Source organism: Cytobacillus spartinae (assembly GCF_042865285.1).
GTDB lineage: Bacteria > Bacillota > Bacilli > Bacillales > Cytobacillaceae > Robertmurraya_A > Robertmurraya_A spartinae.
Genome location: NZ_JBIACK010000013.1, coordinates 112808 through 136619, shown reverse-complemented (window position 1 = coordinate 136619; position 23812 = coordinate 112808). Strand labels below are relative to the sequence as shown.

Here is a 23812-nt window from a genome sequence, read left to right as displayed (position 1 = left end):
TTTTACAAAAAAATAGTTGTATTTTACAAATAAAAGAGTTATGATTCATTTATCAAGTATTTTTGATATAAATATTAACAAATCAACTTTATTACGGAGGGATTAGAATGTTATTTCATGACCAAGAGTTAATAATTGCAAAATTAAAGCAACAAGAAGTTGAAAGAAAGGCTAAGAGTTACTGGAAGTTTTTTAATAGAGAAACAACACAATTGAACGTTAAGGGGAACCTACCAATAGTTCTGAAACATAACAGTTGTGTACCGATTCAATGTTGTTGTTAGGGAGGAATTTCAAATGGAAGAGTTTATAAAAAGCTTTCTCTGGATTGTTCTTGAACTAACACTACTCTTTGTTGGAATTTCTTTCATCATCAGTCTGCTTCAGGGTTATATTCCCTATGAAAAGATTGAAAAGAAACTTTCAGAAAGCAATAAGGTAGTAGCCAGTATAATAGCCATTCTTTTTGCATTTATTACACCCTTTTGTTCTTGCTCCACGATTCCTGTAGTCGTTAATATGCTAAAAAATAAAATACCTTTTTCAATTGTTATGGTATTTTTATTTGCTTCACCCGTTCTCGACCCTACGATCCTAACGATAATGGGTGTGGTTATGGGATGGAAAGTTACTATCATCTATACCCTTATTACAACCGTTTTTTCTATCGTAATTGGTTTTACATTAGATCGCCTCGGATTTCAAAAATATGTTAAGAATGTGATTATGACAGGATTTGATTCTGAAAAGAAAAAGTTTAATGTTAGCCATGCAATTAACGAGACATGGTCATTGATGAAAAGTGTTTATCCATACTTAATTATTGGGGCTGCTATTGGTGCTGTTATACATGGGTTAGTTCCTACTGAATTTATCGCAAAATGGTTTGGGCATGATGCATGGTGGTTAATCCCTATTGCTGCACTGATAGGAATTCCTTTATATATCCGTTTATCAAGCATGATTCCTATATCACAAATCTTAATTCTAAAAGGAATGGCTCTTGGTCCTGTAATGGCGATGATGATTAGTTCCGCAGGTGCAAGCCTTCCTGAAATTATCTTGCTAAAATCTATTTTTCGTAAGCAACTGATAATCGCATTTATAGGATCTGTTCTAACGATGTCTACTATATCGGGCTTTGTGTTTTATATCATATAAATCTTGTGTTTAATTAATCAAATATTTTTGATAAAAGGGGTGTATGAAAATGACAAAATTTATTAAGGTGTTATTTGGTAAGAAGGAAGGTTCTAACTGTTGCGCAGTAGAGATTAAAGAAGTTCAGGAAGGCTCTAACTGTTGTACAGCGGAGATTAAAGAAGTTCAGGAAGCTTCTACTTGTTGTAATGTGGAAATTAAAGAAATTGAGCAGTCACAAGCTTGTTGTGAAAGCACTACAGAAAGCAGTGAAGCCTGCTGTAGCTAAATGAATATGTAAGAAGAGGCATTCTCAACCGAAAATGCCTCTTTTTCATGAACCTTTTTATCTTGGTAACCGACAGCTTTTTCCCATATTAAGTACCACTTTAATATCAAACACTTTTCTGCAAGAGCCGTTTTTATTCTAAGATTTTTCTCCGTTTATAGAAAGCAATCTAATGGCAAAATTCTCTAAGATCTTCGTGCTCGAAATCTTCTCCTTCTATTTGGAGAGTTATATGCTTTAGATGGTGCTTCACCTTAAGTGTCTCTGTTAGTTCCTTCAGAATTATATCTCTATTCACATTTGCATCTACAACAATGTGGCAGCTTAGGGATGGGAAGTCCGATGTAATTGCCCATACATGTAAATCATGAACGTCCTTAACACCCTCTACTTTTTTTATGGATGCTTTGACGTTCTCGATACTGATATTGGTTGGAACCCCTTCCATCAATACATGGATGGAGTCTTTTGTAACCCCCCAACCACTAATGAGGACAAGAACCGCTACTAGTACACTCGCAATAGGGTCTGCAATATTCCAACTAAAGAAGTAGATAAGTCCCCCTGCAATAATAGCCCCCACTGAACCTAATAGATCTCCTAATACATGTAGAAATGCACTTCGAAGATTAAGGTTTTCACTAGTATCACCTTTAAGCAATATCCATGCAACTACAATATTTACAAGTAAACCAATCACCGCAATAAGCATCATTCCCGTGCTTACCTTAGGTGGATTAGCGAACCGGTGATATGCCTCCCAAAAGATATAAAGAGAAATTCCAATAAGGGTTATCCCATTTATAAACGCTGCTAATATTTCAAATCTTTTATATCCAAAAGTCTTTTCAGAACTTGCTGTTTTTTCGCTAAGTTTAAAGGCAGCTAGACTTAATCCAAGTGCAAAAGCATCACTTAGCATATGTCCTGCGTCACTCAGTAACGCTAAGCTGTTCGTAACAAAACCGCCAATAACCTCAACAATCATAAAAGTAAATATTAGCAGGAAGCTTATCAATAGAACCTTTTTATTTGCATTATGGGTGTGGTGGTGATGGTCGTGGTGATGGTTATGATGATGATGCCCGTGGTGATGTGAATGTCCCATAAAATTCAACTCCTTTCAACTTTTATAGGTGTCTTGCATGATCAATCGTTTGTTGAAGAATGTCCATAACATGATTGTCATCGTATGAATAGAAAAGGGTCGTACCTTCTCTCCGATACTTAACTAAACGTAAGTTCTTTAAGAAGCGTAATTGATGAGAAACCGTTGTTTGCAATAAAGATAATTTTTCTGCAATCTCATTTACAGAATGCTCTCCTTGAAATAGTAAATGCAAAATTCGTATCCTCGTAGGATCTGAAAGTGCCTTAAACGTTTGGGAAACAATAAATAATGTCTCTTCATCCAAAGATTGAGGTGTATTTGTTTCATTATCCATAAAATCAACTCCTAATATCAATATATGAGTATGTATTCATATATGTAATTACACTTTATGGTTTTTACTAATAATTGTCAATATAATTAAAAAGGTTTTACAAACAGAGAGATGACCAAAAAAATAAGCTGCTGATTTCTCAGCAACTTCACCCATTATAAATATTTCCGATGGATTCCCTTCCCATCGTATGTGAACATCATATTTCTTCCTTCTATTACGGTTTCCATATGAACACTCCTGCCCCATAGCTGGTGAACATACGGAAGAACTTTTTCTAGATATTTCAGATCCAGTTCAATGCCTTCAAACCAGTGTTTTAAATACAATTCCCCATTCTTTAAATAATCACCGTCAGTCACTGTGATATACGGGAAGCCACCATTTACTCTCATGTTTACTAGTTGATCTCGAACTTGTTCCCAAGCTTTATCAACGATTTTGTAATCCTTGCCCTGCTTTTGAAATAAATACATATCTTCTCGCATCACTAAGTCCTTGGTCAAGTAATTGCGAAGGAACGAAATGTCAGATTCAATTTCACGAACTTCAAACATCTTCTCACGACCGGAACCAGGCTGAACTCCTCTTTCTTTCATCTCATCTGTTGGATTATTATAGCGTTCTTCAATGTCCTCAAAGATCTTTAACCCCAAATAATATGGATTAATACTTGTACGGGAAGGCTGAACAACACCGGCATTTAGTTTTGCAAATTCCAGTGCTTCACCCGAGGTCAAATCCATCTCCCTTAAGATTCTTTGATGCCAGAACGAAGCCCAGCCTTCGTTCATGATTTTTGTTTCAAGCTGAGGCCAGAAGTAAAGCATCTCTTCACGCATCATCGTTAAAATATCCCGCTGCCAATCACTTAAATCACGACTATAAGTTTCAATAAATAATAAGATATCTTTTTCTGGTTGAGGTGGAAATTTCTTTTTCTTTTTCTTAAGGGCTGGTTTCTTTTTATTTTTATCATCAAGATTCCATAAATCATCATATGGACTAGCTTGTGGAGTGTCTTCTTCTTCCTCCATATCATCTAAGGACCATGCTAGCTTAGGTCTCATTAAGGATGGATCAATATGTTCTTCTATTGCTAATACTGCATCTAAGAACGTTTCAACCTCATGTTTTCCATGTTCAATTTCATATTGACGAATTCTTTCGGCAGTTGCTGCCATACTTTCAACCATGTCGCGTTTAGTGTTCTGAAACCGGGCATTATTTTTGAAGAAGTCACAGTGGGCAAGGACGTGGGCAACAATTAATTTGTTTTGAATCAAAGAGTTTGAATCAAGTAAAAAGGCGTAGCAAGGATTAGAATTAATAACGAGCTCATAAATTTTTGATAACCCTAAATCGTAGTGGAGCTTCATCTTATGGAATTGCTTGCCGAAGCTCCAATGTGCAAATCTTGTTGGCATGCCATAGGCGCCAAATGTATAAATGATATCAGCCGGACAAATTTCATATCTCATCGGATAAAAGTCTAAACCAAAACCTGTTGCAATCTCAGTAATTTCGGCTATAGCATATTCTAGGGCCTTTCGTTCCTCTTCTCTCATCCGCTTCTCCCCCTTCTTGTTCTTATCACAATGTATGAGAAAAAAACGGAAATGATGAGTTGGAACAAGCGGAACTTGTTATATTTGTTCGAAAAGGAAATTAGAGAATTTTAATCTTTTATGTCTTTTGCTTCATTTGCAAGTAATAGTCCGACATATTTATTTCGTTCCCACTCCTCATGAAAAACAGAAAGTGGAGGGCTGGTATTCTCGACTAATGGACAAATTTCAATCGTAAGTGCAGGCCGTTTAAATGTTGTTATAAACCAATCTGTGTATCCACCGCCTGTAGCATTATCAGGTGGTTCATCTAATTCATAATTGGTAAGTGATGAAACCTTTTTCGCTAATGAGTGGTCTCTATCCATGTTTACACCATTTTTGTACTTCCAAAAGATCATTCTTCCAGACGAATGATATGGGACAGCGATTAGAGGTGAAATCTTTTTGGTGAAATTCGTAAGGACCTTCACTTCTTTTGCTTCAAGAGGTGCTTCCCCTTTATAAAATTGAAAAGATGGTTCGGATGGTTCGCTCTTCAGTTCATTCCAACCAGCAGGATATTGGCGATTTAGATCTACTCCTAGCCCATTTGCCTTCCATCTTGTAAAATCATCTAGGTTTTTATTTAAGGCTTTTATTTTTTTTTGATAGTGAGGTGGAAAACGGTGTAAATTACCTTGTTGAATTTCTACGCCGTCTGGATTAAGCATGGGCACAAACCAAATGGATACATCATCCAGCACCCCTGTTGAATAAGGACCGTATTGTTTTTTACTATGGTACGCGCCAGCATACTGTTCAAGCATTTCCATTAATAAAGAAGTTGTCATCCATTCTCTTCCATGATGGGTTCCAATGAGCAAAATATTTTGTTTGCCCCTACCTAATCTGGTTGCATATATTTCTCTTCCGAAAGGAGTTTTTCCGATGGTTTTCACTTGGATTGAACTTGGAAACTTCCCCTGTAGCTCGAGTAAATCTTTTTTTAAAGTGTCATATGTATAAACTTGATAAGGGTTTACAATTCCCTCATTCGCAAAAGCTAACAATGGATGTATAAACATCATACTAACAACGAGCAACAACACCTTAAACATAAAAACTCCTTCAATAGCTTTTTTATAACTTTTTCAGCTTATAATGTTCCTAATTGTAACTTAGCTTATACAGGTAAAAGATGAAAAGCCTATCGTTATCGAAGTGTTAAGTTTTACTGAGTGATTTTTTGTTTTAATTTCATACACTATACTCAACTCCTTTAAAAGGAGGAGAGAGAATGAATCAAGATTATGACAGAGCGTTATACTATACACATCGCTCAGAGTGGGATAATTTATTAATCCTGATGGTAAGAACGAAGGACCACTTTTTATCGAAAAAGATTGAACACTTCTTACACGCATATAATTTTGAAAAAGATTACTCAATTATTGAGAAGCATCTATATTCTTTACTAAGATACATCGACCATGCAAATGAACAACATCCAAATGATTCGTTGCTTGATACAACATATACGATGGGGTAAGTTTTAACTTTGTTGTACAGATACGACAAAGTAAAAACACCCGAGGCAAAATGAATTCCACCAAAAAAAACACGGCTCCTAAAGGGCCGTGTTTCATTTATGTTGTTTCATCGCTATATATCCGCTCATATACATTTTTAATTCATCTACTAGGGCTCCTACTTGTTTGGCTGACTCTTGTAATAGCGTATTCCCATCATAATCAAAACATTGTGGGTCGAGCACCAATTGTCTTGGAATAACGTTCGCATAGACACCTCTTCCGACAATACGCATATTGTTTAGAGCATTTATTCCACCTTTGCCACCGCCTGCAACTGCTAATAATGCGACGGGTTTGTTGGCAAAGTGTTCACTACCTAAGAAGTCTAAAGCATTTTTCAAGACTCCACTCATCCCGTTATGGTACTCTGGAGTCGCTAATACAACCCCATCTGCCTCTTTTACTAACTTTCTAAGGTTCTTAATTGCAGGCAATTCCGTTTGTCCTTCAGTTCCATTGTACAGTGGGATATCCCCATCACTTAGGTCAATCAACTCTCCGCTATACTGATTAGAAATAAATTTTGTGGCAATCCGCGTTCTACCTTTTGCTCTAGGACTACCATTTATGATCACTAATTTCATTGTCATCTCTCCTTTACTCTTACTTTTATTATAGGGAGAGAATTAGTCTGTTAAATCAGCGATTATGATGAAGTTTTTCTATATAATTAGTCTAAATTAAAAGTAAAGATTCCTACAACTTTAGTCTGAATTCTTTCCCTTATGAGTGGTCAGTTACCAAACCATTTTTTACAGCGTAGAGAGCAGCTTGTGTACGATCAGCTAGCTGCAATTTTGAAAGAAGATTTGAAACATGACTTTTTACTGTTTTCTCTGTAATAAAAAGAGCAGCAGCGATTTCCTTATTGCTTTTTCCCTTTGCAATCTCTTTTAAAACATCAAGCTCACGATTGGTTAAATCGTCAATTGGTTTTCTTTCCTCATGACTTTTGTTGGTTAAATGGGTTAAAAGATGGGAGGTTGCCTTTGGATGCAGCTGATTTTCCCCATTCATCAACTGAATGATCGTCTTAACTAGCTCATCAGGCTCTATATCTTTTAACTGATATCCTGAGGCACCTGCTTCAATCGCAGGAATCACGTGATCCTGATCAGAAAAGCTTGTTAAAATCATAATCTTCACATTCTGATTTGAAAGTTTTATCAGTCTTGTTGCTTCTATTCCGTTCATAACCGGCATATCTAAATCCATCAAAATGATATCAGGCTTTAACTGTTCAGCCATTTCGACTGCCTCTTGTCCATTTTTGGCTTCAGCAATTACTTCAATTTCTTTTTGAGTTTTTAAGAAAAATACTAGGCCTCTTCTAACTACATGATGATCATCTGCGATTAAAAGACGTATGGTCATCTGAATCCCTCCTTAAATAGGAATTGAAACTTGTATTACAGTTCCTACACCTGGTGTACTCTTTAAAATGAATGAACCATTATGAAGTTCCGTTCGATCCTTCATACTTTTTAGACCGAGGGAAGGTAATTCGTTTTGTTCATCATAATAAAATCCACAGCCGTTATCGGAAATCGTCATGGTTACAAGATTCTTCGCTGTTACCACTTCAATTGAGACTTCCGACTGTTGTGAATGCTTTTTGCAATTGGCTAGTGCCTCTTGACCAATTCTCCATAAAGTTTCAGCCACCTTACACGGTAAGCAAATGATCCCTTTTACATCACTATTTACTTTTAGCCCAAGCATTTGCCCATAAGAATTCAATGCACTCACTAACCCATTCTCTAATCCCCTTGGGCTAAGTTGCCATATTAATGCCCTCATTTCACTTAAAGCATTTTGCGCTAAGTCTTGAATATAGGAAAATGTTTCGCGAACTTCCTCATCAGCAGTCATTTCCATTCCACCTCTAGCTGTTAAGCTTAGAGAGAATAAAAGCTGATTAACCGAATCATGTAGATCCCTTGCTAACCTATTTCTTTCAGCAGTTAGAGCATTTTCTTGCTCTTGATGTGTTAACTTGATTCTCTTAAGTGCTGTTCCAATTTGGAAGGCAATGCTTTCAAGCAATGCTAATTCATCAGTAGAAAAAATTCTTTTATTTGGAGACCCCACATTCAATACTCCAAATTTCTCTGAACCAGCCCTTAATGGGACAGATGCATGATGGGTTAACTCATTTGTTTCACCCAATTTCTGCTCTAAGATATCTTCAATTCTTTTACATTCAATAATATTAGTTGCTTTATCTAGCCTTCCGTCGTTGTAACGGTCAATGCACCAGCAGTCTCCCTTACACATTCGTTCACAGTAATTTACTGATAGAGCTGGTGGTAAGTTCTCTTTTGCACTCAGTTGATAGTTCCCTTTTTCATCAATGAGAAAAATCCAACCTGTTTGTAAACCTGTCACGTGCAGTAACTTTTTAAGCACTTCAGATAATATCTGACTAATCTCAGTACCCTCGTTCAATAGTTCTGCGATTTCCTTTAAAATCGTAACTTCTGAATGCCGCCTTTCAAGGATCATCCTTCTCCCTCCCAAAATTTCTTGCGTCTGTATCTATGATTTAAAGCGATTGTTCTAAAATTAAACCTACTTTTTACAATTATATCTTGTTTTTGGATTTTCTACCTTAGTAAAAGGGATGAAGATGAATTAAGACTAAAGTATGAGAATTAAGCCTAATAACACATAGTGAAATCTCCAGTTTCAAATCGACTTCCTGTACAAAGAAAAAAGGACTGACCAAAGAGGCCAATCCCATCATTCTAAGCTGTTATGCTATTCATTCTTTCATCTACAAGATCCATAAAGTCTTTTTCGATTCTAGATAACTTTTCTTTACTTTCTTGTAGGCTCTTGCTATTTACCCCAAAGTAGAATTTGATCTTTGGTTCTGTTCCAGAAGGTCTTAAACATACCCAAGAACCATCTTCAAAGTAATACTTTAAGACATTAGAGGTTGGTAATTGGATCGTTTCTTCCTTACCATCAATAGCACGGACTCCTGTTAAATAATCCTCCGTTTTCACTACAGCTAGATTTCCTAGTGTTTGGATAGGATTTTCTCTAAAAGAAGTCAATGTTTGCTGAATGGCTTCTGCTCCCGCTTTACCTTTTAGCGTTAGAGAACGTAAGCCTTCCTTATAATATCCATATTGTTCATAGATAGACATTAAGGCTTCATACAAGGAAAGTCCTTGTGTTTTATAATAGGCACAAACTTCTGTAGCTAGAAGGGCTGCTTGCACTGCATCTTTATCACGTGCAAAGTCACTAATTAAGTACCCATAGCTTTCCTCATACCCAAACAGGAATGAAAACTCCTCAGAAGAATCAAATTCATTGATCTTCTCTGCGATAAACTTAAATCCAGTTAATACATCCTTTGTCTCAACACCAAAGGATGAGGCAATTTCTTTTCCTAATTCAGAAGTTACAATGGTTTTCAGCATGACAGCATTTTTTGCAAGGGTACCTTTCGCCTTCTTTTGCGTTAACAAATAATGCAAGAGGATAGCACCTGTTTGGTTTCCTGTTAAAACCTCGTACTCACCTTGTTCATTCTTCACAGCAATGCCTAGACGGTCTGCATCAGGGTCAGTCGCAATTAATAAATCTGCACCCATCTTTTCACCATCTCTGATCGCAAGCTCAAATGCTGCATGTTCTTCAGGATTTGGGCTCTTTACTGTTGAAAATTCTGGATCAGGAAGTTCTTGCTCAGCAACCACTGATACATTTTTATAATCTAATGCCTCCAAAGCTGTCCTGACTGGAATATTCGCCGTCCCATGAAGTGGAGTAAAGACTACTTTTATATCGGATTCTTTACCAAGCGTTGGGTTTTCTGAAATGGTGATTAATTTTTCAAGATAGGCCTGGTCTATTTCTTTCCCAATCATGTTGATTAATCCTCTTTCAACTAATGATTCTTCCGCCTGCACCACTATCTCTAGCTCATTTTCAATTTCATTCACCTTTGCAATTACAGCATCAGCTGCTTCAGGTGGGAGCTGACCACCGTCAGATCCATACACTTTATAACCGTTGTATTCAGGAGGATTATGACTAGCTGTAATCACAATGCCCGCAAAAGCATTTAAGTGGCGTACCGCAAAAGACAGCTCTGGTGTTGGTCTAAGTTCTTCAAACACATACGTGACGATTCCCTTTGATGCAATCGTCTTAGCCGCCTCCATCGCAAACTCACTAGATTTGTGACGTGAATCATAAGCGATTACAACCCCACGCTTTTTTGCCTCGCTCCCAAACTCTTCTATGTAGGATGCTAAACCTGCCGAAGCTTTTCTGACGGTATACACATTCATTCTGTTTGTACCAACACCAATCTCCCCGCGCATACCACCTGTACCAAATTCTAAATTTCGATAAAAAGCTTCCTCTAAGTCTTTTTCAGATAATGAATGTAAGTCCGATTTTAATTCATTATGTAGGGATTCAAAATTAAGCCACAGTTCAGCTTTTTCTTTCCAACTCATTAGTAAGCCTCCTGAAAAGTAATGTTATGTTATTTTTGCATCTGTTTACAAATCACTTCAAAAACCAATTATACGATAAAAAACCTACAATTGGAGGTAATACCTTAAAGAATTCTCTCTTTAATAATCGTCTCCTTTATAAAAAGAACTTGTTTTTGTGACAAATCTCGCAATAAGAACAAGAAACTATTAGGCGAGACTTTTAACTTTGTGAGATAGCAGTCATAGTTTGTGTCCCACCCTATTCTCACTTAATTTGACCAAAAATAATCTGGCCTACCCAAATAAGGCAGACCAGAGAAATTAATACCCTTTACTTTTTATATTCAATATTGTAAATATCATGACGACGATCTTTTAATTGTCGAACAGTTCCATCCTGACGCTGACGTCTTAGTACTTCTAAGTCAACATCTCCTATTAACACCATTTCAATATTTGGGTTTGTTTCTCCAACAATTCCATCCCTAGCAAATTCAAAATCCGAAGGTGCGAATATTCCAGACTGTGCATATTGAATATCCATATTCTCCGTTTGCGGGAGGTTACCGACTGTTCCAGAAATAACCGTATAGATTTGATTTTCAACTGCACGAGCTTGAGCACAGTAACGTACTCGTAAATAACCTTGGCGATCTTCTGTACAGAATGGAGTAAAAATAATCTTTGCTCCCTTATCAGTTGCAATTCTAGCGAGCTCTGGGAATTCAATATCATAGCATATTTGAATGGCAATTTTACCACAGTCTGTATCAAATACTTTCACTTCGTCACCACGGCTAATCCCCCACCATTTTCGTTCATTAGGAGTGATATGAAGTTTGTATTGCTTCTCAATCGTTCCATCTCGTCTAAATAAATAGGCAATATTATAAATCTCATCTTCATTTTCTTTTACAAAATGAGAACCACCAATGATATTCACATTATAGCGAACGGCTAAATCAGTAAATAATTCAATATACTGCTCTGTGTATTCGGTTAACTTTCTTACTGCCATACTTGGAGAACGTTCATTTAAAAATGACATGAGCTGCGTTGTGAATATTTCTGGGAAAACAGCAAAGTCTGCTCCTGCATCTGAGGCAACGTCCGTGAAATATTCAACCTGGTGAGCAAAATCTTCAAAGGAGCTTATCTGTCTCATCATATATTGAACTACACAAATCCGAACAGGGTAACTCGTTTGGTAGAAGCGCTTTGTCATCGGACGATAATCTACATTATTCCATTCCATTAACGTCGCATATTTATTTGATTGAACATCATCAGGCAAATAATTCGGATTAATACGCATTAATGAAAATTCATTTAGAAGCTGAAATGATAACACGGGATCATAAATTTTATGCTTTGACACTTCGCTTACATATTCTCTTGGAGAAAGCTCTCCCGCGTACTTGTGGTAATTCGGGATCCGTCCACCGATGATGATACTTTTTAGATTTAAGTGACGTACTAATTCTTTTCTAGCTTCATATAAACGATGGCCAATCTTCATTCTTCGGTATTCTGGATGAACCATGATTTCGATTCCATAAAGGTTATAGCCTTCTGAATTATGATTGGTGATATATCCATTATCTGTTACGTCATCCCAAGAATGTCGGTCGTCGTATTCGTCAAAATTAATGATTAAACTAGAGCTTGATCCAATGATTTCACCATCAAATTCAGCCACAAATTGCCCTTCAGGAAAAATCTCAAGGTGACTTTCTAGATGATCCCTTTCCCATGGAACCATTCCAGGAAAACAGACTCTTTGTAGCGCAATAATTTTATCAATGTCACTTTCCCTTGTGTTTCTTATTATCATCTTTTTTTCAAATTTAGTTAAATCTAATTTAGACATAGATCTTCAACTCCTTGTCCAATGTCTTGTTTTTAAAAGTTTTTTTAGTAACTTGGACGGTTTCCCCAAGGTTCCACGACTCCTACTATATGTAGATCATGTTTGTTCTCTATTGATTCAATTACCCCATTTGAGATTTCTTTATTCATTAACCAACGAGATTCCTTACCTTCTATTTTAAAGCCCAAAATGATTCTTTTCCAAACAAACGCTTCACTTGTTACAGGGCTAAATGGAATTCGGGATGCATGACTTCCTTTTATTTCATACAGTTCAACATCCGCTTTCTCTTCCATTAAGTAAGATTTTAGCCAGTCAAAACCAGTCACTGCATCGCTTCTCATCCATGTAATGCATAACGAAATGGGTCCCATTGTATCAACTGCTTCTATAATTTTCTGCTTAAAATCTTCTAGTATAAAATAATCTACCTCAATAAAATGAACACGGCTATCTAGTTCAGTTTCTTTCATCATCCGTTCATACTTATGTTTTTGTCTTCCTACAACCGAAACAACATAACCTTGTTCGTGCAACCAAGTTACTACTCCCTTTAGCATGCCCGTTCCACCAATTACTAAGGCATGCTTCTTCATAAATCGTCCACTCCCCACATAAAAAACAGTCCTTTCACACAATTTTTGAAATCACAAATTTGAATTATTACATATTTTTTTTTAGAATTGATTTGAGGTGAGTATATTGAATGGCTTTGAGCGAAGAAAGCTAACTAAGATGGACCAGATTAGAAAAGCTGCCTTTCATCTATTTTCTAAGTATGGTGTACAGAAAGTAAATATTCAAGAAATAGCAAAAAAAGCGAATGTTTCCCAAGTTACCATATATAACTACTTTGGTAGCAAAGATGACCTTGTCTATGATGTTATGAAGGATTACATGGATAAACAACTCCAAGCTTTTATTGAAATTAAGGATAGTGAACTCACCTTTAAAGAAAAATTGGAAAAGCTGTTTTCTCTAAAAATAGAGGGTACAAAAGAACTCAGTCCTGAGTTTCTAGAAGCAATTTTATCGGAACACAGTCAAATTGCTAAACTTTTTCAAGAATTCGCTGTTGAAAAGTCGCTTCCATTACTGTTTGAATTCTTTGAAGAAGGAAAACGAGAAGGCTTTGTATCACCAGAACTATCGATGAACACCATTCTATTTATATTACAGTCATTGACAGATAGTGTTCAAAAAGCTCCAGAAAACTTTCAAACAGTTGAGCAAAGAGATCAGTTCACCAAAGAAGTCTTGCATTTTTTCTTTTACGGAATTATGAACAGATAGGTTAAAGACAACTTATTTAGTGACGAAGTTCCTATACAAACGTATGGTTTGATTTTATAATATCCTTGTCATTAAAATAATGAGGAGATTACTTATGAATAAGACTCAGCAAGACAAACGAGAAACATTACTTTTTATTTCCTTTGGTGCATCCGTGTTAGCGCTTTTCGGAAGTCTTTATTTTTCTGAGATTCGTCAATATGAACCTTGTGTATTATGCTGGTATCAACGAATTTTGATGTATCCTTTTGTGGTTATTTTAGGGATTGCAACTGTCCTGAAAGATTACCGCATTAGTTTGTATACGATGGTATTATCCGCTATTGGAGCACTAATTGCTATTTACCATTATTCTCTACAAAAGGTTTCATTTTTAGCAGATGCTGCACCAGCCTGTGGACGTGTTCCATGTACCGGGCAATATATTAATTGGTTCGGATTTATTACCATTCCTTTTCTTGCACTTACTGCATTTATGATTATTTTTATCTGCAGCTTTATCATATGGAAGAATACTAAGGAGGCACGTTAATGAAAAAGGTTATTATATTTTTAGCTATTATCATTGCACTTTTTGTAGCCGTAGGATTATTAACGAAAATGCAAAATGAAGAAAAAGTATCTGAGGACAACCCCTATGGAAAAGACACTCTTCACCCTGAAACCATTGCTCAATTAGATGATCCAAATTATCAAAATCTAATCCTACCAGAAGAGTTGGAAGAGAAATTAGATAACAAAGAGGATGTAACTGTTTATTTTTATAGTCCTACATGCTCTCACTGTCAAAGAACTACTCCAATTGTTGATCCATTATCAAAAGAAATGGAAATTGACCTAGTCCAATTTAATCTTTTAGAATTTGATAACGGCTGGAATCAATACAACGTTAGCGAAACACCAACGATCGTTCAATACAAAGAAGGTAAAGAAGTAGCAAGAATTGTAGGTTACCAAGAAGAAGCGGTGTTTGAAGATTGGTTTAATGAGAATTCAAAGTAACTTATTAAAAAACAAAACGCCTGCAAATTTGCAGGCGTTTCATTATGTACTATACAAGTAATTCGTTTGCAGCTTTTGTGTACACACTAAAAACATCGTTTTTAATGTTTTTCGCTTCAAGAAATTGATTAAAGTCGAACGGGAAAAATAATCCGTAATCTTTTAAGATCCGCACATTTTTTTGGAAAAGGGATTTGTATTTTGGTTGTGGCTCGGAAGATTCTAAAATAGAAATAATCGTTTGTAAGCTTGTAATGACTTGGTATGCTTCCTTTAAAGTCCCAAAATATTCGAAATGTCTTGTAGAAGTATGTAAAACCTTTAACCGTTCGAATTCTTTAATATCTTTATCCGAGAAGTAAAGTGGAAAGATTGTCATGTAAAATTGACTAACTAGTACTTTAATCTCTTCTTCTTGGTCTGGTGTAGATGCAAAAACAACCTTCACTGGAAAACCCACCCTTTTAAATCCGATTATCAATTCGTGCAATATAAAATAAGAATACCATAAAACTTACACTTATTTTGATGGTAATTCTGTCCAACCATTGAACTAGCTTAATCAAAGCTAGGTTCGTTTAACCTAATACATTTAACCTAGAGGCTCAGGATAAAATTGAATTTATTCAAAGGAGAAATAAGATGATTTCCACTAAGAAGATTGGAGAATGGCTCGAGATTATAATCGCGGAACAGTGGCAAGGTTTAACCATTGATGAACTTTTAAGGGATAGATGGAAAGCCCCTAAAAAACTAATTCATCAATTACGTATGCAAAAAGAAGTCTTACTTAATGGGGAATCACCTAATTGGAATAAGGGAATGGGGTTAGGAGATCTTCTTCAAATTAAATGTTTTTCTGAAAAAGAGTTTGGAGTAACCCCTAGCTATTACGATATAGATATTTTATTTGAGGATGAGCACTTGATTATCGTGAATAAGCCAGCAAATATGGACACGCATCCTAACGAGTCTGGACAAACCAATACATTGGCCAATGCTGTCGCCTTTCACCTACAAGCAAAGGGAGAGCAGCGAAAAGTAAAACATATTCACCGTTTGGACAAGGACACTACCGGAGCAGTCCTCTTTGCAAAACACGAGCTTGCAGGTTCAATATTAGATAGAATGCTTGAAGAGCGATCTATAAGAAGAACTTATGCCGCTTTAGTAAGTGGAATTCTAAAAAAGAAGAAGGGTACTGTAAATGAACCAATTGGAAGGGATCGCCATCATCCGACTAGACGAAGAGTATCTCCTTCAGGTCAGCATGCGGTAACACATTTCAGTGTCGTTAGAACGTACATACAAGACAAAATATCCTTAGTAAAGTGCTCACTGGATACTGGACGTACCCATCAAATACGAGTTCATTTAAGTCACATCGGCCACCCGTTATTAGGTGATTCATTATATGGAGGAGAAAGCACCTACAACCGCCAAGCACTTCATGCAGTTAAGCTTGAGTTCGAACATCCATTTACACTAGAACAGATCGTTTGTCATTCTCCGTTTATCGACTCTCCACCAATATTCAAAAATATTGATGTCTTTGATTTTTAACAAGGTATCTTTTCTTATGGTTTTAGTAAATTGATGACACAGATTCCTTTGCTTTGCGTTAGATTAGGGCATGATAATTCATGATAAATCCTATCGAAAGAGCGCCCACATACATTGTGGACGCTCCATTTATCTGAACGGCTCGCAGGCCGATATTTTAATGTTGTGATAATCTTCTTCCCGTGTAAAATTTGTCCTAAACAACTAAACTTAAATTATTTAAGTTTATAAAAATTACAGTACAAACAAAAAAACTGTGGATATTAAACCCACAGCTTTTTGAATCATATATTATTGTGGAAGATCAGGTTTTTTCACCATTGGAAGTTCTCCACTCATGCTTTCTAAGAATGCAACTAAAGCACTTACTTCTGTCTCACTTAAAGATAGAGGTTGCATTAAGACACTCTTATTTGGATGTGCTCCCCCACCAGTATTGTAGTATTCTACGACTTCTTGAAGTGTAGCAAGACTTCCATCGTGCATAAATGGTGCAGTGTGGGCAACACCGCGTAATCCTGATGTTCTAAATTTGCCTTTATCATTTTCATTACCTGTAACAGCAAATCGTCCATCGTCTCCGCCCATCCCAAGATTGTGATAATTATGGTCGGATAAAAGTGGACCAGCATGACAAGAGATACAGTTTGCTTTTCCAGCAAATAGTTTCATCCCTTCTTTTGCTTCTACAGAAATGGCATCTTCCTCACCTTGTAAGTAACGGTCAAAGGCAGTATCTGTAACAACAATTGTTCTTTCAAAAGCAGCAATGGCTTTTGCGATGTTATCTGCTGTTATTTGTTCGCTAAACACATGATCAAAGCTATCTACATAACCAGGTACGCTATTTAATTCAGTAATAAGTTCATCTAAGTTTTGATTCATTTCAACTTCGGATTGAATAGGCCCTAGCGCTTGCTCTTCTAAACTGCCAGCACGACCATCCCAGAAATATTCTTCATAATACCCAGAGTTAATAACCGTTGGGCTGTTTCTATGTCCTTCGAAGCCTTCAAACCCAATAAAGGTTGCTAAGCCATCCCCATATCCTGCTCCAGGAGCATGACATGAAGCACAGCTAAGCTTATTATTTCCTGATAATCGTGCATCGAAGTATAATTGCTTTCCAAGTTCAATCTTTTCATCAGTCATCGGATTTTCAGCTGGAATTGGCATTGCACCAAGAGCTACAAATCTATTCTTCGCTTCTTCCAATTCTTGATCAACCGTAACTTCCTCAGTTTGTTCTTTATCATTTTCTTTCGGTTCCTCTTCAGTAGATACATCATCAGAAGTATTACATGCGACTAATACAAATATAGCAAATACAAAGGGTACAATTAATTTTAACTTATGCATCATAATTCCCTCCTTATATATGTATGATGGAAATTGTGCAACCTATTAAATTTCCATCCTTTACAATTTTGATTATATAATTGAAAAGATTATTATTTTCGAGTAACTTTTGAAAAATATGTGAAATATATCACATACTACCATACTCATCGTATTAACAAAAAAAAACGACTAGAAAGTAGAATTACTTCCTAGTCGTTTTTGACAAAAAACTTGTAATATCAATTTATTTAAGGCTGTTTTCGCATAGATTGTTGCTATTCGTATATGTTCTCTAACACGTATTCTATTCAACTTCGTGGCATCTTTTCTTCCCAAAAATAAGAAAACAGCACCATAGTTCATTTAAAAACAGTTTAAAGTATCTAAAAAGCAACAAAGTTTACGAAAAGAGCCTTATTTAAAAACCTTTGCTCGAATCTGAAATAGCCGAACAATAAAAATAACATGGATAATGAACCCTACGATAAAGGAAAAGCCAACTAAAAAGAGCAATTCGAACGAAAATAGATAACCTACTGGTCCCATAAAAATTAAGATAAGATTAACAATCAAGTACACTTTTCCAAAATTCTCAAGCCACTTTTTCTCTGAGTAAAAACCCTGCTCATTTACAATGATACTAAGTGCTTTTAGTACGTTCACGACAAGAAACACCTGTACCAAATGCAAAACAGAGGTGTATAATTGCCACCCGAAATGAATTGTACCCATGTGGTCAAGGGTCAATTGTGGTGGCATAATGATATCTGGCAATGAAAATATTGCTAGAAATAAAGCTGCTCCCTTTGCTAACCTCCCGTTTTCGGTAGGAGAAAAATTTGAAAGGGCACTATAGATCATAAGATAACCGATTATATCTGGTAGAATATTGAATGTTCCTAATCGAAAGTCTAGAAAAGCTATGAGGAAACCAAATGCCAGCTTCTTTAATTCTTTCTTCATTCTTTATCCCTCATTTCCTTAATGTAGTTCTTAAGAGTGCCTTGCTCCCAAGATGGCTGGTAACGAATAAGACTCGTCTCCATCTCACTTGTTTTTCCATCCTGATTTACACGGGCTGTTAAAGGAAATGATAGATAATATCCTGCAATATTTGTTTTCTTGAAATGAGATACTATTTTTAAATAATCCCCCTGCTTAATATCCATTGGGAGCGTTCCAGGTTTTCCCACAGCGAATGTCTCATCCGTATTGATATCTCTATTTTGATTTTCCTTTTTACGTTGGTCCATCTTCTCAATACTTGTCTGGTCTGTATCAATCTCAATTACTAAATGCTCATTAGTAATCCTTTCGAAGGCATGGGATAATGTTTGGAGAGTAAAATCCTCAACTGCTTGAACCGTATAAAAATCTTGGTTACCTCCGCTTCCCCCTGCAATAAACTCAATATACCGCTTGTCGGGATTAGAAAACTTAGTTATATATAAATCTCCTATATCAACCGTTTCTTGAAATCCATCAGAATAAGAAACAATTAGTGTATTTGTGTGAATCACTTTTTCTCTATCAAACTCTGGGTAGTGAAACTTTACGAAGAGTTCCTGCACTTTATACTTACCAACATCGTATGGATGTCCTTCCTCTACAGACATCATTACTTCAGGCTCCTCAGGAAAACTGATACTTATGACCCTTCGATCATCATACTGATCCTTTGCATAATAAAGTTGGAAATATCCATCCTCATCCATAGATAAGTCATAATAATGTTTAAAAAATAGCGGCTTCTCAAGCTTAGTATAATCATAATAAAGATACGATCCTGCCCAAGAAAGTAAAAGTACGCCTAATATGATTAAGAATGGTTTTAGTCTAATTTCCATCTCCCCCCATCTATTATAGTCTATCATAATTTTCCAGATAATTTATACAGAAAAAAGCTGCATACAAGTGCAGCTTTCTCAATTCGAACTAAATTATGATTTACATAAGACTTTAAACGATACTTCGGAAAACGCTTTATATCGAAGAGCTTTTTCATGAAAGGTTAAAAACTGTGTCACCTCATTTGGGACAACCACACATGTTAAACCTGCCTCAATCGCTGCTATGGAACCGTTAACTGAATCCTCAATAGCAATTGCCTCACTTGGTTCTATTTCTAATGCTTCAACAGCTTTTAAATAAAGCGCGGGATCTGGCTTAACCTTCTCCACATCTTCCTTCGTTTTAATAATAGGAAATGTCTCCGTTAGTCCGAAATGGTCAAGAAAATCTGTAATCCACTTACGGCTAGAACTGGAAGCAATCGCTAATCTTAATCCTAGTTCTTGGGCTTCCCCAATCATTTCCTGAATACCTTCTCGTAAAAGGAGAACATCTTTTTGATTTTTGAATCGGTTATACACCTTTTCCTTTAATTCTAGACGATCAATAGGAGTATCTCTTTGACTATCTATATACTGATATAGCACGTCATCGGTTGTTCCAATGATTTTAGCGAACTCCTCTAAAGGAAGATTTACACCATAATCTTTTAGTAAAATATCTTTAAAAATGTGATACCATTCTGTCTCTGTATCAATAATGGTTCCATCAAAATCAAATATCACAGCTTTTATCATCGTTATTCTCCTTTATCCACTTTATCGGAAAAAATATAAATTTTAGGTAATTATTAAAAATATATGTATGATAGAAATATAGATTAGTAATTGATTATTATTCAACACGTGATTGGAGTTGATTGTTATGCCAGATTGGTCATATCACCCCTTATTTAAGTCATGGCTAACAAAATTGCCTAATGCATTAGGTAGAGAATTCATACATAATGGAATGAGCCTAATTGCTTCGTCCAAACTAGGTTCCTCCTTTATTGAATTTCTAGGTCACATGGACCCTTCACCGAAACTCCAGAAAGAATTTTTAAATATTCATGTATCTAATCCCATTGGTTTAAGTGGAAAAATAGATCCTCTAATGACCGGAACGAAAGCTTTTGCTCAGCTGGGATTTGGATTTATAGAAATTGGCCCTGTCGCATTGCAGCCATACAGATCTCCTGCAAGCTATGATTCAACCAAACAAAATATTTTATTTCCATTAAAACTAGAAACTCTTGGTATAGAACAGACGATTTTAAAGTTAAAAAAGTTACAATCCCTGGGTAAACCTATATTTATTCGTGTGAGTCCAGATCATTCTCTTTTAGAACAATCGGAGATCATAAAGGCTCTACACCCTTACTGTGACACATTTATTATTGAAGACAAAGATGAATTTACCTCCAATTGTCTAAGTTTAATTAAAAAGGCAGCAAAAGAAAAACCTTTACTTCTTTCCATTAAGCAAAAAGATGTAAGAAGCTCTCTTATAAAAATAAGTAGATATATTAAAGATACCATAGTTGACGGGATTGTAATTGAAGAAAACAGTGTAATGATAGGTGACTTTCAACTATTTGAAACAAAACAAGTAGATGCACTTCTAGAAAGTTTAATCATGTTAAGAAAGAACGAAATAACATCTGTTCCCATCATCATTTCAGGGGGAGTGCTTGAACCAGAGGATGCTAAAAGCTTACTTTCCAATGGAGCTGACCTTATTATTCTATCAAGTGGGTACGTAGTTTCAGGACCTGGACTGCCTAAGCGAGTGAATGAGTTATTGTTAATGGATCAGGAAGACTCAGATAAAGAGATAGTGGACGGCTGGCAGTATTATTGGCTTTTTGGATTATGTATCTTAATAGGTGGAATTCTAGCACTCCTCTTTAGCATGACAAGGGTTATATTGCCCTATGATGAAGCCTTTTTAAACCTGAGTCGGGATCAATTAATGATGATTAATAATCGAATCATCCTTTTTATGGCCCATGATCGTATGACCTTAGCAGGAACGATGATATCCGGTGGAATAATCTATATGCAGCTTGCCAAACACGGAGTAAGAAACGGGGTACATTGGGCAAGAAAAGCGATTAATATAGCTGGAATTACTGGCTTTATCGGCATTCTACTCTTTATCGGATATGGATATTTTGATTGGCTCCACGGCTTATTTTGGGTGATCCTCCTCCCTTTCTTTGTCATTGGTTATAAAAAAACAACTGGGGCATCACATACTCCTTTATCTATGAATCTTAAAAATTCCCATTCTTGGAAAAGAAGTTTATGGGGACAGCTTTGCTTTGTTACACTTGGCTTTTCATTTGTCATTGGTGGGGTTGTCATTTCAGCTATTGGAATATCCTCTGTTTTTGTAAACACTGATTTGACCTATATTTGTATGACACCAGAGCTCATGGATTCCATCAACAGCAGACTGATTCCTCTAATCGCACATGATCGGGCTGGATTCGGCAGTGCATTAATTAGTGTAGGGCTATTAGTATTAATGATGGCTCTATGGGGATTTCATGAAGGGGCAAGATGGATATGGAAAACATTTTTAATAGGTGGAATACCTGCTTTTAGTGCTGGGATCCTTACTCATTTTATTATAGGGTACACAACTTTTATTCATCTTTTACCTGCCTATTTTGCGTTAGCACTGTATCTATTAGGATTGTATTTATCGAAAGATTTCTTAACCCAAAAAAGCTAAGGGGCTTCCTTAGCTTTTCTTAATCCTCTAGCAAACTTTTCGTTACTCGTCTTATTAACAATGGTAGGACTTTAAAGCTGTAGGGCTTATAGACTCTCTCTGTCCATTTATGTCCGCCTTTTCCGTACACTCCAAAATTCAAAGCGGGTATATTCAATCTCTTCATTTCTTCTAATGGTACTGGAAATAACGTGTCCATTGCAGGAAAATTGTCTTTAAGAGACCGTATTTCTCCCTCTGAACCGTTAAATGATAGAAAACTCCCGTCCGATAAGTACGGAAAATACTTTCTTAGTTTAAAAACTTCCTTCGTTTCAGCCTCAGTAAAGGCTAATTCTCTTCGAATCTTGTTATAGATAACTGCTCCACTTTCATGATTCTCAGATAGAAAATTTGCAGGTAAAAAAGGTGGTGCATAAAACATAATGACTCTAGGCTTTTTTTCTGGATCCGCAAAATGAAGTGCCTCAACGAGTTGGAAGGCAATCAAACGATCATCGCTTTCATCACGATCTACCTTTTTTAATGCATCATTAATTACTTCACTAGCTTCTATTCCTAATTCTCTTAAGTACTTTATATGCTCTTCTAGAGTGGTTACTTCAATTGTCCAATCTAAATCTCTTTCTGGGAGACGATTGGCTTTACGGAACCTCTTGTATTGTTCCTGTTGTCTATGCCCAAATTCTTTACACACGTCTTCCGCAATTTCCTTTAGATGAAGTAATACTTCCTTTGGTGATTTTTCATAAACGAAATAATTAAAGTATAATTTAGCACTGACCGCCGTTTGCACGTCATAGCTCTTTTTATCATCTCGTAAAAATAAACAACTTGGTGGAAGGACTAATTCATCTGATATAGGCTCTACTAAATCAAAATTTTGTCCAATTCTTAAATTTAATTCAGATGAAATTAACGTGGGATCTATAGCTGACAAACTATCCCCCACATGAGCTTCTCTACCGAAGATATAGAAACATGGAAGGAGCTTACCCGCAGTCCCCGTATAAATATACTTTTGGTCATCTCCGTCAAATAAGGGAGAGATAAAATCATTGTTGATGGCTGCAACGTACTGTAGACTATGTTCGTCACGTAACCTAACTAACTCTCTTAAAGATCCCCTTATACCAGTGTGTTGACTTTCTTCATCTGGATTCAACATCACTAAAAGATTACCCGGTAATTCTTGAGGATTTTCCATAAAATAAAGAAGATTAACCAAATGAACCGCGATCCCACTTTGCATATCCAAAGCTCCTCGGCCAAAAAACCACTCTCCTGATAAAGCATCGTTTTGCACTTCTTGATCTGCTTCATAGTTCGAGAAGTATTTTTGTAGCTTATCATGATCATGGGCAATATCCTGTAGGGGACCAAAATCTTCTGTTCCAACTGTATCGTAGTGGGCATTATATACAATCGTTTTTCTTGTAGAATGGTCCTTTTTGATCAATGCAAATACATTTTTTCTCCCCAAGGGATCGTCATGAATCGTTTGTGACCAAACCAAATCTGGATGATTTTTAAAGTAAGGAAATGTCTTTAACAGTTCTATTAACCAATCGGCTTTTTTGTTTTCGCCCTCTGTACCGTTGTAGCTTTGTAAAGCAACCAACTTGTTTGTTAAAAATTCTACTTGTTCTTCAACACTCTTTCCACGAAGGTCTGGATACATACAGCCACTCC

At 36.2% G+C, this 23812-nt stretch carries 24 protein-coding genes; 8 read left to right on the top strand and 16 right to left on the bottom strand.

The features are described from left to right. Positions 1-297: 297 nt before the first annotated feature. Together ACFYKX_RS21495 and ACFYKX_RS21490 are read left to right on the top strand one after the other, a co-directional pair. Positions 298-1161, top strand: a complete 864-nt coding sequence (locus tag ACFYKX_RS21495) for a permease (protein ID WP_389363451.1) — start codon at positions 298-300, stop codon at positions 1159-1161. Positions 1162-1210: 49 nt separating this feature from the next. Beyond that, positions 1211-1429, top strand: coding sequence for a hypothetical protein (locus ACFYKX_RS21490; protein ID WP_389363449.1), 219 nt, complete (start codon positions 1211-1213; stop codon positions 1427-1429). Between the two features lie 169 nt (positions 1430-1598). Here ACFYKX_RS21490 and ACFYKX_RS21485 read toward each other — a convergent pair whose 3' ends face one another. From ACFYKX_RS21485 to ACFYKX_RS21470, 4 genes are all read right to left on the bottom strand, one after another. Next, positions 1599-2537 carry a cation diffusion facilitator family transporter gene (locus tag ACFYKX_RS21485; RefSeq protein WP_389363447.1) on the bottom strand — a complete coding sequence of 313 codons (939 nt, stop codon included), beginning with the start codon at positions 2535-2537 and terminating at the stop codon, positions 1599-1601. A 22-nt stretch (positions 2538-2559) separates the two neighbouring features. Further along, the gene (locus ACFYKX_RS21480; RefSeq protein ID WP_389363445.1) at positions 2560-2874 is read right to left on the bottom strand and encodes an ArsR/SmtB family transcription factor; all 315 of its coding nucleotides are present in this window, start codon (positions 2872-2874) and stop codon (positions 2560-2562) included. Between the two features lie 155 nt (positions 2875-3029). Then, positions 3030-4442 (bottom strand): SpoVR family protein, encoded by a 1413-nt coding sequence (locus ACFYKX_RS21475; RefSeq protein WP_389363443.1) that lies wholly within the window; start codon positions 4440-4442, stop codon positions 3030-3032. A gap of 110 nt (positions 4443-4552) precedes the next feature. Continuing rightward, positions 4553-5542: a M14 family zinc carboxypeptidase gene (locus ACFYKX_RS21470; RefSeq protein ID WP_389363442.1), complete on the bottom strand. Its 990-nt coding sequence runs from the start codon at positions 5540-5542 to the stop codon at positions 4553-4555. Between the two features lie 179 nt (positions 5543-5721). Here ACFYKX_RS21470 and ACFYKX_RS21465 point away from each other — a divergent pair, with 179 nt between their 5' ends. Then, entirely contained in the window at positions 5722-5973 is a 252-nt protein-coding gene (locus ACFYKX_RS21465; RefSeq protein WP_389363440.1) for a YhdB family protein, read from the top strand. Positions 5974-6066: 93 nt separating this feature from the next. Here the strand turns inward: ACFYKX_RS21465 and ACFYKX_RS21460 are convergent, their stop codons facing one another. The 6 genes from ACFYKX_RS21460 to ACFYKX_RS21435 all read right to left on the bottom strand — a co-directional run bounded on the left by ACFYKX_RS21460 (position 6067) and on the right by ACFYKX_RS21435 (position 12945). Next, entirely contained in the window at positions 6067-6600 is a 534-nt protein-coding gene (locus tag ACFYKX_RS21460) for an NADPH-dependent FMN reductase (protein ID WP_389363438.1), read from the bottom strand. A 139-nt stretch (positions 6601-6739) separates the two neighbouring features. Further along, positions 6740-7390, bottom strand: a complete 651-nt coding sequence (locus ACFYKX_RS21455) for a response regulator (protein ID WP_389363436.1) — start codon at positions 7388-7390, stop codon at positions 6740-6742. A gap of 12 nt (positions 7391-7402) precedes the next feature. Then, positions 7403-8521, bottom strand: a complete 1119-nt coding sequence (locus ACFYKX_RS21450; protein WP_389363434.1) for a GAF domain-containing sensor histidine kinase — start codon at positions 8519-8521, stop codon at positions 7403-7405. A gap of 242 nt (positions 8522-8763) precedes the next feature. Beyond that, positions 8764-10497 carry a phospho-sugar mutase gene (locus ACFYKX_RS21445; protein WP_389363433.1) on the bottom strand — a complete coding sequence of 578 codons (1734 nt, stop codon included), beginning with the start codon at positions 10495-10497 and terminating at the stop codon, positions 8764-8766. Between the two features lie 313 nt (positions 10498-10810). Next, entirely contained in the window at positions 10811-12349 is a 1539-nt protein-coding gene (locus tag ACFYKX_RS21440) for a GNAT family N-acetyltransferase (protein ID WP_389363431.1), read from the bottom strand. Between the two features lie 44 nt (positions 12350-12393). Then, entirely contained in the window at positions 12394-12945 is a 552-nt protein-coding gene (locus ACFYKX_RS21435) for a short-chain dehydrogenase (protein ID WP_389363430.1), read from the bottom strand. Positions 12946-13051: 106 nt separating this feature from the next. Here ACFYKX_RS21435 and ACFYKX_RS21430 point away from each other — a divergent pair, with 106 nt between their 5' ends. The 3 genes from ACFYKX_RS21430 to ACFYKX_RS21420 all read left to right on the top strand — a co-directional run bounded on the left by ACFYKX_RS21430 (position 13052) and on the right by ACFYKX_RS21420 (position 14644). Continuing rightward, positions 13052-13642, top strand: a complete 591-nt coding sequence (locus ACFYKX_RS21430) for a TetR/AcrR family transcriptional regulator (protein ID WP_389363428.1) — start codon at positions 13052-13054, stop codon at positions 13640-13642. A 94-nt stretch (positions 13643-13736) separates the two neighbouring features. Next, positions 13737-14174 carry a disulfide oxidoreductase gene (locus tag ACFYKX_RS21425; RefSeq protein WP_389363426.1) on the top strand — a complete coding sequence of 146 codons (438 nt, stop codon included), beginning with the start codon at positions 13737-13739 and terminating at the stop codon, positions 14172-14174. Next, a complete protein-coding gene (locus ACFYKX_RS21420; RefSeq protein WP_389363424.1) occupies positions 14174-14644 on the top strand; it encodes a thioredoxin family protein in 471 nt (156 codons plus the stop codon). The genes ACFYKX_RS21425 and ACFYKX_RS21420 overlap by 1 nt, the downstream gene beginning before the upstream one ends. Before the next feature lie 49 nt (positions 14645-14693). Here ACFYKX_RS21420 and ACFYKX_RS21415 read toward each other — a convergent pair whose 3' ends face one another. Then, a complete protein-coding gene (locus ACFYKX_RS21415) occupies positions 14694-15092 on the bottom strand; it encodes a YhcU family protein (protein WP_389363422.1) in 399 nt (132 codons plus the stop codon). 194 nt (positions 15093-15286) lie between these two features. On the opposite strand from ACFYKX_RS21415, the gene ACFYKX_RS21410 reads away from it, so the two are divergent. After that, positions 15287-16207: an RluA family pseudouridine synthase gene (locus ACFYKX_RS21410; RefSeq protein WP_389363420.1), complete on the top strand. Its 921-nt coding sequence runs from the start codon at positions 15287-15289 to the stop codon at positions 16205-16207. Positions 16208-16498: 291 nt separating this feature from the next. On the opposite strand, the gene ACFYKX_RS21405 is transcribed toward ACFYKX_RS21410, so the two are convergent. From ACFYKX_RS21405 to ACFYKX_RS21390, 4 genes are all read right to left on the bottom strand, one after another. Continuing rightward, positions 16499-17569, bottom strand: coding sequence for a cytochrome-c peroxidase (locus ACFYKX_RS21405; protein WP_389363419.1), 1071 nt, complete (start codon positions 17567-17569; stop codon positions 16499-16501). Positions 17570-17962: 393 nt separating this feature from the next. Continuing rightward, positions 17963-18511 (bottom strand): hypothetical protein, encoded by a 549-nt coding sequence (locus tag ACFYKX_RS21400; RefSeq protein WP_389363417.1) that lies wholly within the window; start codon positions 18509-18511, stop codon positions 17963-17965. Then, positions 18508-19395, bottom strand: coding sequence for a hypothetical protein (locus ACFYKX_RS21395; protein WP_389363415.1), 888 nt, complete (start codon positions 19393-19395; stop codon positions 18508-18510). Before ACFYKX_RS21395 ends, ACFYKX_RS21400 begins: the two co-directional genes overlap by 4 nt. 93 nt (positions 19396-19488) lie before the next feature. Next, positions 19489-20136 (bottom strand): HAD family hydrolase, encoded by a 648-nt coding sequence (locus ACFYKX_RS21390; RefSeq protein ID WP_389363413.1) that lies wholly within the window; start codon positions 20134-20136, stop codon positions 19489-19491. 127 nt (positions 20137-20263) lie between these two features. Here ACFYKX_RS21390 and ACFYKX_RS21385 point away from each other — a divergent pair, with 127 nt between their 5' ends. Next, positions 20264-22120, top strand: coding sequence for a dihydroorotate dehydrogenase (locus ACFYKX_RS21385; protein WP_389363411.1), 1857 nt, complete (start codon positions 20264-20266; stop codon positions 22118-22120). A gap of 19 nt (positions 22121-22139) precedes the next feature. Here ACFYKX_RS21385 and ACFYKX_RS21380 read toward each other — a convergent pair whose 3' ends face one another. Next, on the bottom strand, positions 22140-23801 hold the full coding sequence (locus tag ACFYKX_RS21380; RefSeq protein WP_389363410.1) for a M20/M25/M40 family metallo-hydrolase: 1662 nt from the start codon (positions 23799-23801) through the stop codon (positions 22140-22142). Between the last annotated feature and the right edge of the window lie 11 nt (positions 23802-23812).

What these genes read in the sequence shown, in the direction of transcription:
- ACFYKX_RS21495 (WP_389363451.1), top strand. Translation starts at nt 298, where the DNA reads ATGGAAGAGTTTATAAAAAGCTTTCTCTGGATTGTTCTTGAACTAACA.
- ACFYKX_RS21490 (WP_389363449.1), top strand. Translation starts at nt 1,211, where the DNA reads ATGACAAAATTTATTAAGGTGTTATTTGGTAAGAAGGAAGGTTCTAAC.
- ACFYKX_RS21485 (WP_389363447.1), bottom strand. Translation starts at nt 2,537, where the DNA reads ATGGGACATTCACATCACCACGGGCATCATCATCATAACCATCACCAC.
- ACFYKX_RS21480 (WP_389363445.1), bottom strand. Translation starts at nt 2,874, where the DNA reads ATGGATAATGAAACAAATACACCTCAATCTTTGGATGAAGAGACATTA.
- ACFYKX_RS21475 (WP_389363443.1), bottom strand. Translation starts at nt 4,442, where the DNA reads ATGAGAGAAGAGGAACGAAAGGCCCTAGAATATGCTATAGCCGAAATT.
- ACFYKX_RS21470 (WP_389363442.1), bottom strand. Translation starts at nt 5,542, where the DNA reads ATGTTTAAGGTGTTGTTGCTCGTTGTTAGTATGATGTTTATACATCCA.
- ACFYKX_RS21465 (WP_389363440.1), top strand. Translation starts at nt 5,722, where the DNA reads ATGAATCAAGATTATGACAGAGCGTTATACTATACACATCGCTCAGAG.
- ACFYKX_RS21460 (WP_389363438.1), bottom strand. Translation starts at nt 6,600, where the DNA reads ATGAAATTAGTGATCATAAATGGTAGTCCTAGAGCAAAAGGTAGAACG.
- ACFYKX_RS21455 (WP_389363436.1), bottom strand. Translation starts at nt 7,390, where the DNA reads ATGACCATACGTCTTTTAATCGCAGATGATCATCATGTAGTTAGAAGA.
- ACFYKX_RS21450 (WP_389363434.1), bottom strand. Translation starts at nt 8,521, where the DNA reads ATGATCCTTGAAAGGCGGCATTCAGAAGTTACGATTTTAAAGGAAATC.
- ACFYKX_RS21445 (WP_389363433.1), bottom strand. Translation starts at nt 10,497, where the DNA reads ATGAGTTGGAAAGAAAAAGCTGAACTGTGGCTTAATTTTGAATCCCTA.
- ACFYKX_RS21440 (WP_389363431.1), bottom strand. Translation starts at nt 12,349, where the DNA reads ATGTCTAAATTAGATTTAACTAAATTTGAAAAAAAGATGATAATAAGA.
- ACFYKX_RS21435 (WP_389363430.1), bottom strand. Translation starts at nt 12,945, where the DNA reads ATGAAGAAGCATGCCTTAGTAATTGGTGGAACGGGCATGCTAAAGGGA.
- ACFYKX_RS21425 (WP_389363426.1), top strand. Translation starts at nt 13,737, where the DNA reads ATGAATAAGACTCAGCAAGACAAACGAGAAACATTACTTTTTATTTCC.
- ACFYKX_RS21420 (WP_389363424.1), top strand. Translation starts at nt 14,174, where the DNA reads ATGAAAAAGGTTATTATATTTTTAGCTATTATCATTGCACTTTTTGTA.
- ACFYKX_RS21410 (WP_389363420.1), top strand. Translation starts at nt 15,287, where the DNA reads ATGATTTCCACTAAGAAGATTGGAGAATGGCTCGAGATTATAATCGCG.
- ACFYKX_RS21405 (WP_389363419.1), bottom strand. Translation starts at nt 17,569, where the DNA reads ATGATGCATAAGTTAAAATTAATTGTACCCTTTGTATTTGCTATATTT.
- ACFYKX_RS21400 (WP_389363417.1), bottom strand. Translation starts at nt 18,511, where the DNA reads ATGAAGAAAGAATTAAAGAAGCTGGCATTTGGTTTCCTCATAGCTTTT.
- ACFYKX_RS21395 (WP_389363415.1), bottom strand. Translation starts at nt 19,395, where the DNA reads ATGGAAATTAGACTAAAACCATTCTTAATCATATTAGGCGTACTTTTA.
- ACFYKX_RS21390 (WP_389363413.1), bottom strand. Translation starts at nt 20,136, where the DNA reads ATGATAAAAGCTGTGATATTTGATTTTGATGGAACCATTATTGATACA.
- ACFYKX_RS21385 (WP_389363411.1), top strand. Translation starts at nt 20,264, where the DNA reads ATGCCAGATTGGTCATATCACCCCTTATTTAAGTCATGGCTAACAAAA.
- ACFYKX_RS21380 (WP_389363410.1), bottom strand. Translation starts at nt 23,801, where the DNA reads ATGTATCCAGACCTTCGTGGAAAGAGTGTTGAAGAACAAGTAGAATTT.